Source organism: Lacrimispora sp. YZC11, assembly GCF_057543815.1.
Map to the genome: position 1 here is coordinate 309,506 of NZ_BAAJYQ010000020.1, position 17,039 is coordinate 326,544.

The 17,039-nt window shown below is 44.2% G+C and carries 13 protein-coding genes and 2 tRNA genes; 8 read left to right on the forward strand and 7 right to left on the reverse strand.

What is annotated here, in order from left to right:
• The first annotated feature begins 28 nt into the window (after nt 1-28).
• The 7 genes from AC27IJ_RS22910 (at nt 29) to AC27IJ_RS22940 (ending at nt 7,968) form a co-directional block, all read left to right on the forward strand.
• Nucleotides 29-1,444, forward strand: a complete 1,416-nt coding sequence (locus AC27IJ_RS22910; RefSeq protein ID WP_331655615.1) for a SpoIIE family protein phosphatase — start codon at nt 29-31, stop codon at nt 1,442-1,444.
• A 74-nt stretch (nt 1,445-1,518) separates the two neighbouring features.
• On the forward strand, nt 1,519-2,895 hold the full coding sequence (tilS, locus tag AC27IJ_RS22915) for a tRNA lysidine(34) synthetase TilS (RefSeq protein WP_487150939.1): 1,377 nt from the start codon (nt 1,519-1,521) through the stop codon (nt 2,893-2,895).
• A complete protein-coding gene (gene hpt, locus AC27IJ_RS22920; protein WP_312441012.1) occupies nt 2,888-3,415 on the forward strand; it encodes a hypoxanthine phosphoribosyltransferase in 528 nt (175 codons plus the stop codon). Before tilS ends, hpt begins: the two co-directional genes overlap by 8 nt.
• A gap of 12 nt (nt 3,416-3,427) precedes the next feature.
• Entirely contained in the window at nt 3,428-5,245 is a 1,818-nt protein-coding gene (gene ftsH / locus AC27IJ_RS22925; RefSeq protein WP_312441416.1) for an ATP-dependent zinc metalloprotease FtsH, read from the forward strand.
• Nucleotides 5,246-5,616: 371 nt separating this feature from the next.
• Nucleotides 5,617-7,680, forward strand: coding sequence for a glycoside hydrolase family 13 protein (locus AC27IJ_RS22930; protein ID WP_487151294.1), 2,064 nt, complete (start codon nt 5,617-5,619; stop codon nt 7,678-7,680).
• Between the two features lie 80 nt (nt 7,681-7,760).
• Nucleotides 7,761-7,842 (forward strand) — tRNA-Tyr (locus tag AC27IJ_RS22935).
• 40 nt (nt 7,843-7,882) lie between these two features.
• Nucleotides 7,883-7,968 (forward strand) — tRNA-Leu (locus AC27IJ_RS22940).
• Nucleotides 7,969-8,042: 74 nt separating this feature from the next.
• On the opposite strand, the gene AC27IJ_RS22945 is transcribed toward AC27IJ_RS22940, so the two are convergent.
• Nucleotides 8,043-8,987 carry a LysR substrate-binding domain-containing protein gene (locus tag AC27IJ_RS22945; protein WP_487150940.1) on the reverse strand — a complete coding sequence of 315 codons (945 nt, stop codon included), beginning with the start codon at nt 8,985-8,987 and terminating at the stop codon, nt 8,043-8,045.
• A gap of 147 nt (nt 8,988-9,134) precedes the next feature.
• Between AC27IJ_RS22945 and AC27IJ_RS22950 the strand changes: the two genes are divergently transcribed.
• Nucleotides 9,135-10,571 (forward strand): aspartate ammonia-lyase, encoded by a 1,437-nt coding sequence (locus tag AC27IJ_RS22950; protein WP_312441420.1) that lies wholly within the window; start codon nt 9,135-9,137, stop codon nt 10,569-10,571.
• A gap of 81 nt (nt 10,572-10,652) precedes the next feature.
• On the opposite strand, the gene AC27IJ_RS22955 is transcribed toward AC27IJ_RS22950, so the two are convergent.
• The 6 genes from AC27IJ_RS22955 to AC27IJ_RS22980 form a co-directional block, all read right to left on the reverse strand.
• Complete coding sequence (locus AC27IJ_RS22955; RefSeq protein WP_312502745.1) at nt 10,653-11,996, reverse strand: sensor histidine kinase; 1,344 nt, start codon at nt 11,994-11,996, stop codon at nt 10,653-10,655.
• A gap of 3 nt (nt 11,997-11,999) precedes the next feature.
• Entirely contained in the window at nt 12,000-12,686 is a 687-nt protein-coding gene (locus AC27IJ_RS22960) for a response regulator transcription factor (protein WP_312441015.1), read from the reverse strand.
• Between the two features lie 95 nt (nt 12,687-12,781).
• Nucleotides 12,782-14,710 carry a CotH kinase family protein gene (locus AC27IJ_RS22965; protein ID WP_487150943.1) on the reverse strand — a complete coding sequence of 643 codons (1,929 nt, stop codon included), beginning with the start codon at nt 14,708-14,710 and terminating at the stop codon, nt 12,782-12,784.
• 30 nt (nt 14,711-14,740) lie between these two features.
• Nucleotides 14,741-15,409 carry a DUF4956 domain-containing protein gene (locus AC27IJ_RS22970; RefSeq protein WP_487150945.1) on the reverse strand — a complete coding sequence of 223 codons (669 nt, stop codon included), beginning with the start codon at nt 15,407-15,409 and terminating at the stop codon, nt 14,741-14,743.
• Between the two features lie 19 nt (nt 15,410-15,428).
• Nucleotides 15,429-16,103, reverse strand: a complete 675-nt coding sequence (locus AC27IJ_RS22975; protein ID WP_313152617.1) for a polyphosphate polymerase domain-containing protein — start codon at nt 16,101-16,103, stop codon at nt 15,429-15,431.
• Nucleotides 16,104-16,290: 187 nt separating this feature from the next.
• Nucleotides 16,291-16,995, reverse strand: a complete 705-nt coding sequence (locus tag AC27IJ_RS22980; RefSeq protein ID WP_312502737.1) for an SHOCT domain-containing protein — start codon at nt 16,993-16,995, stop codon at nt 16,291-16,293.
• Between the last annotated feature and the right edge of the window lie 44 nt (nt 16,996-17,039).

The window sequence follows — 17,039 nt, forward strand, 5'->3', positions numbered from 1 at the left end:
TAGCATGATACAGGCAGGAGGGATTTTTGTGTTCAGACGTAAGGCGGCACATCACGATATGGCTGATGTGAATGTATATACGGCAAAAAGATTAAACGACATGGCAAACTCTTTGGGAGAGCTTGCCAAGGCTTGTACAGATGACTTGTCAGCAGAACAGGGACTTACAAAGGAAGACGGCATTGCGGCCCTAGAGACGGCGGCAGCCATGGTATGCGCAGGCTGCAACAAATGCATTGTGTATTCCGGGAAAGAACAGGACAATCAATATTATCTGCAATATCTGGTTCGTGCATTTGAACAAAAAGGGAGTGTGGACTACGGGGACATGCCCCGTTTTTTTCTGGAAACCTGTAAAAGGAAGGATGATTACATGGTCCAGCTGAACCGGGGGCTTGGCAGAGCCACCATGAATCTGGCCTGGAAAAATCGTTTTTTAGAAAGCCGTGACGCGGTTATCGTCCAATTTAAGGAATTGGCTGTGATTCTGGAGGAGTTTTCCCATCAGGTGGAGCATTCTATTGACATAACTCCGGATTGGGAGGATGAAATAAAGCGGGCCTTCCGCCGCAACCATATTATCATTGAGAAGATGCTCATTTTAGAATACGAGAATCATCAGAGGGAAGCATTTTTGACCATGAGGACCTTGAACGGCCGGTGTGTGACGGTAAAGGAGGCCGCGGAGATTCTGGAAAATGCCATAGAGGAAGGGGAATGGGCGGTGGCCCCTGACGGCAGGAACCTGGTGACAAAGCAGGCCGATACCATACGGTTTGTTGAAAAGGGAGAGTACCGGGTCATCTATGGTGTGGCAAAGGCGGTCAAATGCGGAGAAGAGGTGTCCGGAGATAATTACACCTTTGGACAAGTCCAGCCGGGACAGGTCATCATAAGCCTGTCAGACGGCATGGGAAGCGGCAGGGTGGCCGAAGAGGAAAGCAGACAGGTCATTGAGCTGACGCAAAGGCTTTTGGAAGCCGGATTTTCCACCAGAGCGGCCCTTAAAATGGTCAATACAGTCTTGCTTCTGACCGGGATCTCCCAGCATCCGGCCACCCTGGACTTATGCTGCATTGATTTAAAGACAGGGATACTGGAGGCGATGAAGCTGGGAGCAGCAGCTACCTTTATTCTCAGTGAAAAGGGAGTGGAGCTTTTGGAGGCCGGGGAGGTTCCCATGGGTATCCTAAATCCGGTGGAGCCGGTCCTTCTGTCTAAAAAGCTGTGGGATGATAACCGGATCATCATGGTGAGTGACGGCGTGTTAGATGCCCTTCCCGCAGACGACAAGGAACTGATGTTAACGGAGTTCATTGCCGGAATGCCGGTAAAAAATCCTCAGGATATGGCTGACAGGATCCTTCTGTTCGCAAGATCCTTTACCGAAAAGGCTGCGGATGATATGACGGTTCTCACCGCTGGAATATGGAAAAGAAAATAATAATTGCAACAGACATGTTTTATGGGTATATTTATAATATAGAGGGGAGAAAATCAACTAAGGAAGGTGACTGAATGTACAGAACGATATTGGATTATATCAGACGGAACCGGCTGTTCGCTCCGGGGGACCGCGTCATCGTGGCGCTTTCCGGAGGAGCCGATTCGGTCTGTCTTCTTGCAGTCTTAAATGAACTAAGGGAAGTGCTGGGGCTGGAATTAAAGGCGGTTCATGTCCATCATGGCTTAAGAGGGAAAGAGGCAGACCGGGACAGTGATTACGCCGGGAAGCTGTCAAAAACCCTGGGAGTGCCCTTTGCCTGCGTCCGGGTGGATGCAGCCCTATATGCCAGGGAACATGGTATGTCGGTAGAAGAAGCAGGAAGACATCTGCGTTACCAGATCTTTGAGAAAGAGTGCCAGGACTTTTTGGGAACAAAAATAGCGGTGGCCCATCACAGGGATGATCAGGCGGAGACCATTCTTTATAACCTGTTCCGTGGAACAGGGTTAAAAGGGCTTGGAGGAATGCGCCCGGTACGGGACAAAATTGTCCGCCCGCTGCTGTCTGTTGGAAGGGAGGAAATTCTTGCATATCTGGCGGAAAAAGGGATATCTTATTGTGAGGACTCCACCAATGCCCAGACGGATTATGTGAGGAACCGCATTCGAAGCCGGATTTTACCGGAGATCAGGGAGCAGGTCAACAGACGGGCAGGGGAAAACATCCTTCATGCAGGAGAAATGGCCGCACAGGCAGATGCATATCTGGAAAAACAGGCAGAAAGTATATTAAAGGTCCGGGGGGTAAGGGAAACGGATGAGGCCGGTGCAATAACGGCGCAAGGAGTTGATGCAAAAGCTCTTTTGGCGGAAGATGACATTATAAAGAACTATGTGATCCGGAGAATGATCCGGTCTGTCAATCAATCCATGAAGGATATTACCATGACTCACGTGGAAAGCGCAGCAGCGCTTCTTTTTGGTTCTGACGGCAGGCAGGTGGATCTGCCCTGCGGGCTTATTGCGGTGCGTATTTATGATGAATTGTGGATAAAAAGGAAAAATCAGGAGGGATCGGTGGATAAGGAAAGGGTTGTTTTACTCCCTGAACTGGATTTTAAGATCTTTCCCTACAAAAAAGGCCAGGAAATTCCCAAAAACGGGTATACGAAATGGCTTGATTATGATAAAATCAAATGTGCACTGTCTGTAAGGTATCGGCAAATCGGGGATTACATGACACTGGCCGGTGGCGGCACAAAAACCGTCAAGGCATTTATGATTGATGAGAAGATTCCGAAAGAGGAACGGGAAAAAATACCGCTTGTAGCGGATGGTTCCCATGTCCTCTGGGTCATCGGATACCGGATCAGTGAATATTATAAGATAACAGAAGATACCCGTACAGTGATACAAATGCAGTTAAACGGAGGAAAAAACAATGGATGATAAGATACGAATATTGTTATCAGAGGAAGAGGTAGCGGCAAGAGTAAAAGAAATAGCAGATGAGATCTGCAAGGATTATGAAGGAAAACCCCTTCATCTGATATGCATCTTAAAGGGAGGCGTTTTCTTTACCTGTGAGCTTGCAAAGCGAATCAATCTGCCGCTTACCATGGATTTCATGTCCGTATCCAGTTACGGCACCGGAACGGTGTCCAGCGGAATCGTCAAGATAACCAAAGACCTTGATGATCCCATTGAAGGAAAGGATGTATTGATTGTGGAAGATATCATTGATTCCGGCAATACCCTGGCCTATCTGATCGAGGTGTTAAAACAGAGAAATCCAAATAGCATAGAGTTGTGTACACTTCTTGATAAACCGGAACGCCGGGTGAAAGATCAGGTCAAGGTGAAATATACCTGTTTTACCGTGCCGGATCAATTTATCATTGGATATGGTCTTGACTACGATCAGATATACAGGAATTTACCATATATTGGAGTTATAGAACAGCAATAAGGAGGCAGCATGTTGAAACAACAGCAACCATTCAGAGGCTTGGGCTTTCTGCTCCTTCTGGTCATCATGCTTTTATTTGCCAGTAGGCTGCCCCAAAAGAGTGGAATCATTACCAACCAGGAGCTGATGCAGGCGATTGATAATGGGACCATAGCCTCGGCAACCATCAGGCAGAACGACCCGCCCCCAACGGGAAGGATCGAGATGACCATGACTGACAACTCGTCAAAACAGGCCAATGTATCCAATGTCATTGAGATTCAGGATCGTTTGGACCGCAATGGAATCACCTATACGGTGGATGCAGTACAAAAGGAAAATTTATTCCTGACTATTACGCTTCCATTGATTCTGACAGCGGTAGTTTTGGTTTTTCTTTTCATGCTGATGAATGCCAGGGCAGGGGCAGGAAGCGCTAATGCCAAAATGATGAATTTTGGAAGAAGCCGGGCTCATCTTGCAAAGGACGCGAATAAGGTGAACTTCAGTAAGGTGGCAGGGCTTGAAGAGGAAAAAGAGGAGTTGGAAGAAGTCGTCGATTTCTTAAAGAATCCTCAGAAGTATACCAGCGTGGGAGCTCGCATTCCCAAGGGGATTCTCCTTGTGGGACCTCCCGGAACAGGAAAGACCCTTCTCGCCAAGGCAGTGGCAGGAGAAGCCGGGGTGCCATTTTTCTCCATTTCCGGTTCCGATTTTGTGGAAATGTTTGTAGGTGTCGGCGCATCCCGTGTGAGAGACCTGTTTGAAGAAGGGAAAAAGCACGCGCCCTGTATCATATTCATCGATGAGATCGATGCGGTAGCCCGACGCAGAGGTACCGGTATGGGCGGCGGACACGACGAGAGAGAGCAGACTTTAAACCAGCTTTTAGTGGAGATGGATGGTTTCGGGATCAATGAAGGGATCATCGTTATGGCGGCCACAAACCGTGTGGATATCTTAGACCCGGCGATTCTGCGTCCCGGACGCTTTGACCGGAAGGTAGGAGTCGGAAGGCCTGATGTAAAAGGAAGAGAAGAAATTTTGAAGGTTCACTCCAAGGAGAAACCTTTGGGAGAAGATGTGGATTTAAAAAGGATCGCCCAGACAACAGCGGGATTCACCGGTGCGGATCTGGAGAACCTTATGAATGAAGCAGCTATCTATGCGGCTAAAAACAGCAAGAAATTTATCAGCCAGGCTGACGTTGACAGGGCTTTTGTAAAGGTTGGAATCGGGGCCGAGAAAAAGAGCAAGGTAATAACCGAAAAGGAAAAGAAAATTACAGCTTATCATGAAGCTGGTCATGCGATTTTATTCCACCTGCTTCCGGATGAAGGCCCGGTGCATACCATTTCCATCATTCCCACGGGAATCGGTGCTGCCGGATATACCATGCCATTGCCGGAAAATGATCATATGTTCAATACCAAAGGCAAGATGCTTCAGGATATCATGGTGGATTTAGGCGGAAGAATTGCAGAGGAAATCATTTTCGGCGATATCACCACCGGAGCCTCCCAGGACATCAAGCAGGCTACAGCCACAGCACGGGCCATGGTGACCCAGTACGGTATGTCTGATCAAGTGGGCATGATAAATTATGGTAATGACGGTGATGAAGTCTTTATTGGCCGTGATCTGGCCCATGCCAAGAGCTACGGCGGCCAGGTAGCCAATACCATTGACAACGAAGTAAAACGGATCATTGATGAGTGTTATGAAAAGGCGAAAGACATCATTATAAAGCATGAAGAGATTCTTCACGCCTGCTGTAAGCTGCTCATGGAAAAAGAAAAGATCGGCCAGCAGGAATTCGAAAGTTTGTTTTCTGCAGCAGCAGAAGGTTAAGAATCCTCGCAGGCTTAAATAGGATAGAAGCGCAGACACCGGGAAAATATCTAAGTTTCCGCCCCGGAATCTGCGCTTTTTTGTGTCTAGTGCAGGGGCGGAGAAAAAGTGCATAAAAAATCATAAGTAAAAAAATGATGTTTGTGCACACTTATTTTCACAGACATGGTATAGTAATAATCGTAAACCCCCCCAATACATTATATAGTTTTTGCTACACCCCATAAGAAACGAAATACCTTCTCCGAAAAACGGTCAGCTGCCCCGCTGACCGTTTTTTATGCCTGTTAATAAAAAAGGTAGGGTTGTATATTTTGATTCAATCGGATAAAATAGAATGTATAGATGACGAGAAAGGAAATGAAAATCATATGTGCTTCCAGGCTGAGACGTTAAATAGAGATGCGTTATTTACCGATGAGACAGAAAGTTTCCGATTCCCGGCAGAACCCGGTGTGGGGGAAGATGTGATTCTGTTTTTCCGAACGGCCAAGGATAATGTGGACCAGGTCTGTTATATCCAGGAGGGGTTAGACTATGAGACGCCCATGGAAAAGACGGAGTCTGAAGGGTTGTTTGATTATTATAAATATCAATTGACGGCAGGACATGAAAAAATCAGCTACAGCTTTAAGGTGGTTAAGGGCGGAGAAGTCTGCTATTATAACCGGCTGGGTGTTTCCGGGGATAATCCGGAAGGGTTATATTTTCGTATTGTTCCTGGTTTTACTACGCCTGACTGGGCCAAAGGGGCCGTCATGTATCAGATATATGTGGACCGGTTCTGCAATGGAGACGAGACCAATGATGCGGTGGATGGAGAGTATGTATATATTGGCCGTCCGGTATCCAAAGTACAGGACTGGGGGAAATATCCCAACCAGATGGATGTAGGGTGTTTTTACGGCGGTGATTTACAGGGGGTATGGAATCAACTGGATTATTTAAAGAGCCTTGGCGTTGACGTATTATATTTTAATCCTATTTTTGTATCGCCATCCAATCATAAGTATGACTGCCAGGATTATGATTACATTGATCCCCATTATGGCGTGATCGTTAAGGATGGGGGGCAGCCGGTGGCAACTGATGCAAAGGATAGCCGGCTTGCTGCAAAGTACATGATCCGGACGACGGATAAGGAGAATTTAGAAGCCAGCAATGAGTTTTTCGCCCGGTTTGTGGAAGAGGTGCACAAACGGGGGATGAGAGTTATTTTGGATGGAGTATTTAACCATTGCGGTTCTTTTAATAAATGGCTGGATGGCGAACGGATCTATGAGATGTCCGGAAAGTACGAGCCGGGAGCCTATGTGTCAAAGGACAGTCCGTACAGGACGTTTTTTAAATTTTACGATGAAGAAGCCTGGCCCTATAACAGTTCTTACGACGGCTGGTGGGGGCATGCAACCCTTCCTAAGCTTAATTATGAGGATTCCCAGACTTTGTATGAGTATATATTACAAATCGCCCGGAAATGGGTTTCTCCGCCCTACAATGTGGATGGATGGCGTCTTGATGTGGCGGCAGATTTGGGCCACAGCAGCGAGTACAACCATAAGTTCTGGAGAGATTTCCGGAAGGCGGTGAAGGAGGCTAATCCTGAGGCTATTGTGCTGGCAGAGCATTACGGGGACCCTTCCAGCTGGCTCCAGGGCGACCAGTGGGATACCGTCATGAATTATGACGCCTTCATGGAGCCGGTAACCTGGTTTTTGACGGGCATGGAGAAACACAGCGATGAAAGCAACCCCAGCCTGTTCGGAGATGGAGAAAGCTTTTTTAAGTCCATGAACTACCATATGAGCCGCATGATGACAGGCTCCGTCCAGGTGGCCATGAATGAGCTGTCAAACCATGACCATTCCCGCTTTATGACCAGAACCAACGGCAAGGTGGGACGGACTTCCACTCTTGGTCCGGAAGCGGCTTCCCAGGGCATTCGCAACGGGATTTTCAGGGAGGCGGTAATGATCCAGATGACCTGGCCCGGCGCTCCCACGATTTATTACGGGGACGAGGCCGGCGTCTGCGGCTGGACGGATCCTGATAACCGGAGAACTTATCCCTGGGGCAGAGAGGATTTGGAGCTGATCGAGTTTCACCGGTATATGACGGGACTTCATCACAGCATACCGGCACTGCGCCTAGGATCCTTAAAACAGCTTCTGGCCGGGAAGAACCTCATCTCCTATGGACGTTTCTGCAAGGACAGCATTTGCGCCGTGGCAGTCAATAATTTTACAGAAGAGCGGCAGGTCAGTATCCCAGTATGGCAGCTGGGAATGAAGGATGGAGAGACCATGTCCCGATACATGCTGACCTATGAAAACGGGTATAATGTAGGCAAAGTTCCCTATGAGGTGAAGGATGGCCAGGTACTTATCTCCATGCCGGGAACAAGCTCTGTTTTACTGGTGGCTGACCAGAATTAGAAAATTTATTTTTTATAAAAAAACTTGATTTTTTAATGTCCCTGTGATAAAATAACACTCGCTTGCTTAATAAAAAGCATGGGTGGGTTCCCGAGCGGCCAAAGGGGGCAGACTGTAAATCTGTTGTCGACGACTTCGAAGGTTCGAATCCTTCTCCACCCAGTCAGTACCGTTGCAGAGAACTGAAACGGTATATGAGAATGCCGGCGTGGCGGAACAGGCAGACGCACAGGACTTAAAATCCTGCGGGCTTAATCGCCCGTACCGGTTCGATTCCGGTCGCCGGCATGATAAGAAAGAGACCTTGTACTCTGATATGGAGTACAAGGTCTCTTGTTGTCTTGATATAGAAAACAGGTATATCAGCTTTTTCTGCTCCCTGCAATTTTCAAAAATTCCTCCATTGCCCGGGTGAAACGCCGCCCCGTCTTCCAATAGAAATATAAGTTCCGATGGCAAATTTCACTTTTGATCTTATAATAAACAACATTTGGATGAGAAAGAACCTGTGCAATCAGTGTGTCACTGATAAAGGATATACCCATTCCTGAACAAGTTATATTGTAAGAGGTAAGCTGCTGGTCAAGTTCAAATACAATATTTGGAGTAATGCCATGATCCTGAAGAATTTCCATAGCACGCTTCCTTGTATCGTTCTCAGGCTTCAGCATTATAAATGGTTCCTTTTCGAATAGTTTCAGCGGTACTGGCTTAATCATTTCTTCCAAAAAGGAGCCGTCAAGAATCAGCTGCACCGGAACCTGGTACTGCTCTGCTTTTCGGTTAATTTCAAAGGTTTTCGGTACAGCCAGAAGCAAATGTTCTTCCTTGTAAATACTGTTATCAAATATCCCTTTGTCCAGAGAACAATTATCAATCATCAAATCAATTCTGCCGTTTTGAAGATACGATGCCAACTCCGCTGTGCTCTCTTCAATCAACTCTACCTTAACCATTGGAAAACGTTTTGTAAATTCGCCCATTAAAGGGGGCAGTACCCATGAAGAAAAAAGGCTGCTTCCTCCTAAAATCAGCTCTCCTATTTTTAAATCTCCCCAGTCATTTACAAAATTGTAAAACTCACTCTCAATAAAGAGCATTTCCTCCACGGATTTAATATATTTTTTTCCGCACTCTGTTAGAGTCAAAGGCTTTGTACTTCTATCAAAGATCGGATATCCAATTTTAAGCTCGATTCTTTTTATTGTAGCGCTCAGCGAAGGCTGCGAAATAAAAAGCTTTTTTGCTGCTTTGGAAAAACTTTGTTCTTTGTATACCAGGTATACATAATCCATCCCCTTAAACACTATAAACCTCCTCTGCTTCAAGTTATAACTTTAGAGTTATACCAATTATACAAATATACGTATTTGATTATATTATAAATAAATTTTATAATAAATACAATACAAAACGGTATTTTACCGATTACGGAGGATTAGTCATTGGATAGCATAAATAACATAGATTACAGAGTCGAAAAGGATTCCATAGGAATGAAAGATGTGCCGGGTAATGTGTATTACGGCGTACAATCGATGCGCGCGGCAGAAAACTTTCATATCACCGGTCTCAACATTCACCCTGAAATCATTAACAGCCTTGCTTACATAAAGAAAGCAGCAGCCATAACGAACCTTGAGATCGGTCTTCTGGACAGAAAAACTGCAGAAGCGATTATTCAGGCATGTGATGAAATTCTGGCTGGACAATTCCGCAAAGACTTCATCGTTGATCCGATTCAGGGCGGAGCAGGAACTTCTCTGAATATGAACGCCAACGAAGTGATAGCAAACCGTGCGATTGAGCTTCTTGGCGGACAAAAGGGCGATTATTCCATTGTAAATCCGAATGATCATGTAAACTGTGGACAGTCCACAAATGATGTCGTTCCAAGCGCGGGGAAAATGACTTCTTTAAGGCTTCTTAAAAAACTGAAAATAGAACTTCTCCGGCTGCATCAGGCATTTTGTGAAAAAGCTGACGAATTTGACCATGTCCTGAAGATGGGACGCACCCAGATGCAGGATGCAGTCCCCATTCGATTGGGTCAGGAATTTAAGGCTTATTCAACAGCAATTATGCGTGACCTTCGCCGCATTGACAAAGCCATGGAAGAAATGTGTACTTTGAATATGGGTGGAACAGCCATAGGGACAGGTATCAATGCTGATGTAAATTATTTGAAACGTATTGTGCCTAATTTAGCGAAGGTGTCAAATATGGAATTAGTGCAGGCTGCAGATTTGATAGATGCGACACAAAATCTTGATTCTTTTGTTGCCGTATCAGGTGCTGTCAAGGCCTGCGCCGTGACATTGTCTAAAATTGCCAATGATCTTCGCCTGATGTCATCCGGACCAAGAACAGGCTTTCATGAAATCAACCTTCCTGCTAAGCAAAATGGCTCATCCATCATGCCTGGAAAAGTAAATCCGGTGATTCCTGAAGTTGTGAATCAGGTTGCCTTTAACATCATTGGGAATGATGTAACCATCACCATGGCCGTAGAAGCCGGACAATTGGAATTAAATGCATTTGAACCTATCATTTTTTATTGCATGTTCCAGTCCATTGACACTCTTGCCTATGCCGTACAGACATTTGTAGATAACTGCGTATCTGGCATTACGGCTAACGAAGCAAGATGCCGTTTCCTGGTAGATAACAGTGTCGGAATCATCACAGCGATTTGCCCGCATGTTGGGTACCAAAAGGCGGCAGATATTGCTAAGAAAGCCATGTTAAGCGGCAAACCCGTAAGAACTCTGATTCTCCAGGAGAAACTTATAGGCGAAGAAGAACTGGACCATATATTAGATCCGGTTCAAATGACAGAGCCAGGGATATCAGGGAAAAATTTATTGTTAAAGAAAAAGCTGGAAGCGTAACCGCTGTACCTATAGGGGGTGTGGATTCACAACGATATAACGCCTGACGAAACCTTGAGTTCGTCAGGCGTTTTAACTGTGTTAACTTGATTGTTCTTCTTTTGGCTGGACCTTATTAATTCCTGGTATCTGAAACCAGAACACACTGCCTTTACCTACTTGCGAATCCACTCCGTAGCTGCCTTGGTGCAGCTCAACAATTTTTTTTACAATAGACAGTCCAAGACCGGTTCCTGTGATCGCACGTTTATGCCTTTTATCAATTTTATAATATCTGTCCCAAATGTAAGACAGATTATCCTTGCCAATGCCCTCACCATGATCTTCCACTTCAATTCTGACCAGTTCGTTTATGATTTTTTGCCGAATGATAATAGTCAAATCGTTTGTGCTGTAATGAATTGCGTTCGTCAGCAAATTATAGATTGCCTGTGTTATTTTAACTTCATCCGCATTTACGAAGACCTCCTCGTCATGTTCGAAAACAAGGCTGTAATTTTCTTTTTTAACCAAGTCGGCAATTCTGCTAACGGTTTTATCAATGCTTTCAGTAATATTATAGACTGCCGTGTTTAGCTCCATTGTGCCGGTTTCCAATCGGGAGACATCAAGAATATCATTTACTAAAGAGGAAAGCCGCTGGGTTTCATCCATGATCGTCTGTGTTTCTTCCGAAGTGATTTCATCAGGGAAATCATGCATCATTTCAGCATGGCTATATATTAGAGCAAGAGGAGTTCTCAAATCATGGGAGATATTAGCCATAAGTTCGCGCCTTAACCGTTCCACCTTTGAAAGTTCCGAAGCAGAATGATTCAATGTATCCGATAATTCATGGATTTCTCTGTAGCCCTTACCTGAAAAATGAATATCATAGTTTCCAGTTGCCAGAATTTTTGCGCTCTTATTCAGTTTTTCAATCGGTTTCGAAACGGTTTTTGCAATGATAAATGCCAGAACAATGGATAAAACAAACATAATGCCAGTAACATAATACAACTGAACTTTTATCGTAGAAATCGTTGCGTTGACAGGAGATATAATTGCATAAAAAGTAAGCGAGACGGTTCTGCCATCAGACGTGACAAAATTTCTTATTTCGGTTATTGCCTGCCGCATTTGAGGTCTGTTATCAGGGTTTGGCCTGTTATCGGGATTTGGCCTGTTTGGCGGTATGAAATCATGTGACGGAGTCACAAGTATTTCCGAATCGTCGGCAAGCTGCATTATAATTTGATTGAGATTGGGATTGTCAATATTTTTTTCTATCAAAGCAATCGCGTTGTTTATTTCTTTTCTTCGAATATTTTCATACATTTTACTTAGAAATACTGTTTCAAACAGCCATAAAACAACAAGAAGCAACGCGCAGAAACCAAGTAAAAAGATAAAGATTTTCCACATTAACCGCTGTGATTTTTTCATATGCTAGCCCTCGAACCGATAACCTAATCCCCGTAAAGTAGTAATAAACTTTGCATAAGGGCCTAAGGATTTTCTCAGTAACTTCATGTGTGTATCCAGCGTCCGGTCATCGCCGTAATAATCAAATCCCCATACTTCTGTGAGAATTTTTTCGCGTGGAACAGCGATGTTTTTATTTCGAATCAAGAAGAATAGCAGATCATATTCTTTTGGGGCAAGATTTGCAAGAATGCCGTCAATTGAAACCTTATAGGCGGTCAAATCTGCTTCAAATCCCTCTTTTCGGAATATGACATGTCCATTGTCATTATCACTTGCAGCCGCGTTTTTCTGTGTTCTGCGCAGGATAGCATTTACACGCATCATGATCTCCTTAGAAGAAAAAGGCTTAACTACATAATCGTCAATGCCAACCTCAAACCCTAAAACCTTGTCATATTCCTCCCCCCGTGCTGATAGCATAATAACGGGAGTATCTAATGTTTTTCTGATTTCTTTTACCGCTGAAAAGCCATCCAGTTCCGGCATCATAATATCCATTATAATGATGTCAAAGGATTCCTTGCGGCAGGCCTCAACAGCTTCCATTCCGTCAGCTGCTTCAACAACCTCATGTCCTTCAAAGACCGCATATCTTTTAAGTACGGTTCTAAGTCCGCTTTCATCGTCACAAACCAATATTTTTGCCATAGTTTCACCACCTTGTTATCCATAATTATAGCATGAAAGCAAATGAGTAGCCAGTACAAGGGGCTGAAGGATTGCCTTCAGCCGTTTGTATTTTATCAGTAAGTTTTTTTGGCTCTCATTATGAATATGATTGCTCCGGTTAGAAGTATAAGTGATACAAATACACTCACCGCATATGTTGGATCTAATGTGTTTGCGGAGGCAGCCTTACTTTGCTGGTTAGCTGCGTTCCCGCCGGGCATCCTGTTTGTCATTTCCGCCGCCTGCGTAATTTGTTCTTCTGTCAAGCCCAATTCCAAAAGCTGTTTTTTAACCTCATCACTTATCACCCCGCCATTTTCCTGCAAGATAGGCATGGCTTTCTGGATAAGCTCCCGATCCATACCTCCCATACCACCGAAGCCGCCTTCACCCCGGTCTCCTTCACCCCGGTTGCCTCCGCCCATCATACTGCCCAATGCGGACAGATTAATACCGGAAGCATCAATTAACGCATCCTTCTCTGAATTTTGTCCATCTGTCGTTGAAGGAATGGTTCCGTTAAGCTGCCCGTCAATACTCTGAGCACGAAGGGTTCCCAGTTCAATAAAGACCGGAAGAGATGCTTCATATTCTTCGTATGTGGCAAAGGCGGAAACATCGTTTTTAACATAGTTATTGATTTTTGCGTCTAAATCCATTACAGTTTCCGCAAAAACACCGCTTACAAAATAACCATCCACGATCTGTCGCAGGTATTCATGATATTTATCCTTATATTCCGGAACTTCAAGCAATTTATTAATGAGGGGGCGGTCTTCCATGCTTACACCGCTGACTGGTGTGTCGATGGGGAAGTTTACAACGTCACTGGCGCTATCACTCTGGAATCCGCCAAAGGCAAGACCGTAATCCCAAGGCAAAACAGTAATTTTTCCATCGCGTTCATAAATGTAATAATTTTGCGCCATACCAGATGTATAGCTGTCAAGATTTACAACCACCGTATGTGCTGCCAGATAGCGAAGAATTTCGTCCACATCAAAATACTGCTCCAGATTTGTTCCTTCATTTAAGTTTTTTATTGCGGTAATAACACGCTGTTTGTCTTTATCGGAGTTCTTAAGAAATTGGGCATTGTTAAATATTGAACTATAACTGCTTATATTATCATCAACATAAACAAGGTCTCCGCCGCCGCGTCCGCCCATACCACCCATTGGAAAACCACCCATACCGCCGTTTTGGTTATCCGGTTGTTCCAGTTGGGCACCAGCATCATCGCTATCCGGCTGCCCCTGATTACCTTGCCGGCTTTGCCCGCCGGCGTCCTGCTGTCCATTAGTGCTGCTTTCTGGGTTTTCTTGATTATTTGGTGCAGCTCCATTTTGTCCGGCATCATTTTCCACGAAGTTTTCGCCTTGACCCATTGTGGTTTTGACGCTGTAGAGCTGTCCGCCGGATGTATCATAAACCCTGTCAAGAAAAGATTTTTCGTACCGTTCCAATGCCAGGCAGAAGCCGAAATCTTCTCCATTAACTGTTACGCTGGCATAATTCATAAGCGGTGTTTCCACACCTATATATTTCATAATGTCGTATGACAGATAATCTTTCATATAGGTGGTATCACCCAATAGGTTGTTAATGCAAAAGTTGTCCAGCCCATAACATGTCTGCCCTTTCACATAATAATTAAATTTAAAATTAATGCTATAACGGTCACTGTCGTCCATACTGACTACCTGTGACAAGCTTGAATTGCCTTTTGTGCGTATACCGACTGTATTAAATAATTCGCCGTTTATGACTAAATCCGCTGAAATGTATTCTTTTTCTATGGCGTTGTCAAGCATTTCCTGCCACTCATTTTCATCGACACGTATATCTATCGTAAGGATCTCATCCCCAAACAGCTTTGATTCGTAGTCCATCACCTTTTTATTTTGATTCACTCCGGCGGCATAAACGATCATGACACAGGCGAACAGCGACAAGCAAACAAGCAGTGCCGTGATTTTTGCTATATGTTTGCTGGTTATCATTGCCTTCACCTCCCATCTGTATTTTTCTCATTACATATAATAATCGCCATTATAGCTAACAAGGACTGCATTTGAAACACCGTTTATATTAAGCAGATCATTAACGAATTTCACTGAGGAATCTTTGAGGCGAACCTCAACAGTCAGCTCAATGCCGTTTCTTGACACGTTCTTGGATTTGACAAGATGCTTTTTCGTATGGTTTTTAAGCATTGATGTTGATTGGGTTTCGGCATTCTCATCATCGCAGTTTATTACCACTACATAAGGAGTATCTGCAGATTTCCTGTTGACAAACACAAACAGGACGAGACCTATAGCAATGGAACCTATTACGGCAAGGGGAATTAAACCTGCGCCGACAATGATACCTGTGGTAATGGACCAGAACAGATATACGAGGTCAAGCGGTTCCTTTACAACCGTACGGAAACGGACAATGGATAGTGCGCCCACCATACCCAGCGACGTAATTAGGTTTGAAGATACTGCCAATATAACAAGCGTTGTGATTAAGTCCATTGCAATCAGGGTAATACCGAAAGATGAGGAGTACATGACACCTATGTAGGTCTTTTTATATACCATGAAAATAAACAAACCAATCACAAATGAAATACCTAAAGCAGCTATAATATCCGTTATGGAAAATGAAGCAGCCTTATTGAGGAAGGTGAAATTCAACAGTTGATCTAACATAATTAACACTCCTTTTTATTTATATAAGTCTTGATACTACATATTTGGAAAATTCAGTCTCGTTCCTGCTGTCTACCCGAACCAGCTGACGAATGATTTCAGGGATAAAACCATCATATTTTATTTCAAGCACTATGGCGCTTGCTGCCGGAATTGTAACAAGCTCCGGGTTAAATAAGCCGCTTACATTGTTTGAAGTTCGGATGTTACTGTCAAATGTTATACGGACATTACCGGCATGATAGACATAAGTTTCTCTTTTATAGTCCACAATCGTTCGAGGCCGCAAGTTCTGATAGTGCATTTTTGTATATAGTTCCATCAGCAATTCCTGACCGCTTTCTTTCAATAATCCCCAATTTCCGGCCAGTATACCTTCGCATTGCTCTACGGTTATTGGTGCGTTTTTTTTGTAACATAACCTGTTTGCTTTGCTCTTTTTTTCAAGCCTGATAAATGAAGGGTCATCGTTATAAAACCGGATTCTGAATTTTTCTCGTCTGCTGGCCCCGGACAGCTTTTCGACCACTGCTTTGTCCGCGTAATTGTCGAAATACAGGCTCCTGATTATATAGGAACCATCATCCAATGCATTCTCGTCAAATTTTGCAATGTGTCTTAGCCTAGACGATAACTGCATATAGTCAGCATAATTGATATTCAATTTATGTTCGTGCCTTCCTTTTTCATCCATGTTCTCACCTCCTAACTACTGATGAGTAATATCTTATAGCGTTTGACTGAATTTCACTTGTCGCCTGTCTGAACTTTATCTGAACTTTTTGTCCCCAACCATAGCGATGACAAACTATATTAAATCATCTGATGTACATGAAAAAACAGAGCACAATATATTGCGCCCTGTTTGATTTTACATCTTACTAAATCTCCGTATTGTCTTCTGTTTTATTGCCATGAAATCCACCTCGGCCAATACCGGAAATCTCGGGATTCTTGCCCTCGGCAATATCATTCAAAGCCTGGTCATACTGCTCTTGTGTGATGTTGCCATCAGCAAGCAGCTGTGCTAATTTTTCCTTCATCTTTGATTGCATTTCCGCTTTTTGTTCCTCGGTCATTTCAGGCCTGTTCTTTTCGCCGGACTCGTCTCTGTCTCTTCCGGGCATTTCAGGAGTTTTGCCCTCGGCAAGATCACTCATAGCCTGGTCATACTGCTCCTGCGTGATTTTGCCGTCAGCAAGGAGTTGTGCGAATCTTTCCTTCATCTTTGATTGCATTTCCGCTTTCTGCTCTTCGGTCAATTCGGTACTGTCATTTTCACCGCATCCGCCTCGGCCTCTGTCGAACATTTCGGGCATTTTACCCTCGGCAATATCACTCATAGCCTGATCATACTGCTCCTGTGTGATTTTGCCGTCTGCAAGGAATTGTGCTAATTTTTCTTTCATCTGTGATTCGATTTCTTCAAATGATAATTTGGTTTTCTCTAAGCTGGTTGTAACAGCAGAAACGTTTGTTTTCAATGTACTCGTTGTATTTGTGTTTGCAGCGAATGCGGTGACTCCCGATGCTGCTAATAAGCCTACGGCCATTACTGTAGAAGCGACAACAGCGATTTTTTTCATCATTAACATCCTTTCATTTTTATACGTTTGACGTGACAACAGGT

What these genes read in the sequence shown, in the direction of transcription:
- tilS (WP_487150939.1), top strand. Translation starts at nt 1,519, where the DNA reads ATGTACAGAACGATATTGGATTATATCAGACGGAACCGGCTGTTCGCT.
- hpt (WP_312441012.1), top strand. Translation starts at nt 2,888, where the DNA reads ATGGATGATAAGATACGAATATTGTTATCAGAGGAAGAGGTAGCGGCA.
- AC27IJ_RS22930 (WP_487151294.1), top strand. Translation starts at nt 5,617, where the DNA reads ATGTGCTTCCAGGCTGAGACGTTAAATAGAGATGCGTTATTTACCGAT.
- AC27IJ_RS22955 (WP_312502745.1), bottom strand. Translation starts at nt 11,996, where the DNA reads ATGAAAAAATCACAGCGGTTAATGTGGAAAATCTTTATCTTTTTACTT.
- AC27IJ_RS22960 (WP_312441015.1), bottom strand. Translation starts at nt 12,686, where the DNA reads ATGGCAAAAATATTGGTTTGTGACGATGAAAGCGGACTTAGAACCGTA.
- AC27IJ_RS22965 (WP_487150943.1), bottom strand. Translation starts at nt 14,710, where the DNA reads ATGATAACCAGCAAACATATAGCAAAAATCACGGCACTGCTTGTTTGC.
- AC27IJ_RS22970 (WP_487150945.1), bottom strand. Translation starts at nt 15,409, where the DNA reads ATGTTAGATCAACTGTTGAATTTCACCTTCCTCAATAAGGCTGCTTCA.
- AC27IJ_RS22975 (WP_313152617.1), bottom strand. Translation starts at nt 16,103, where the DNA reads ATGGATGAAAAAGGAAGGCACGAACATAAATTGAATATCAATTATGCT.
- AC27IJ_RS22980 (WP_312502737.1), bottom strand. Translation starts at nt 16,995, where the DNA reads ATGAAAAAAATCGCTGTTGTCGCTTCTACAGTAATGGCCGTAGGCTTA.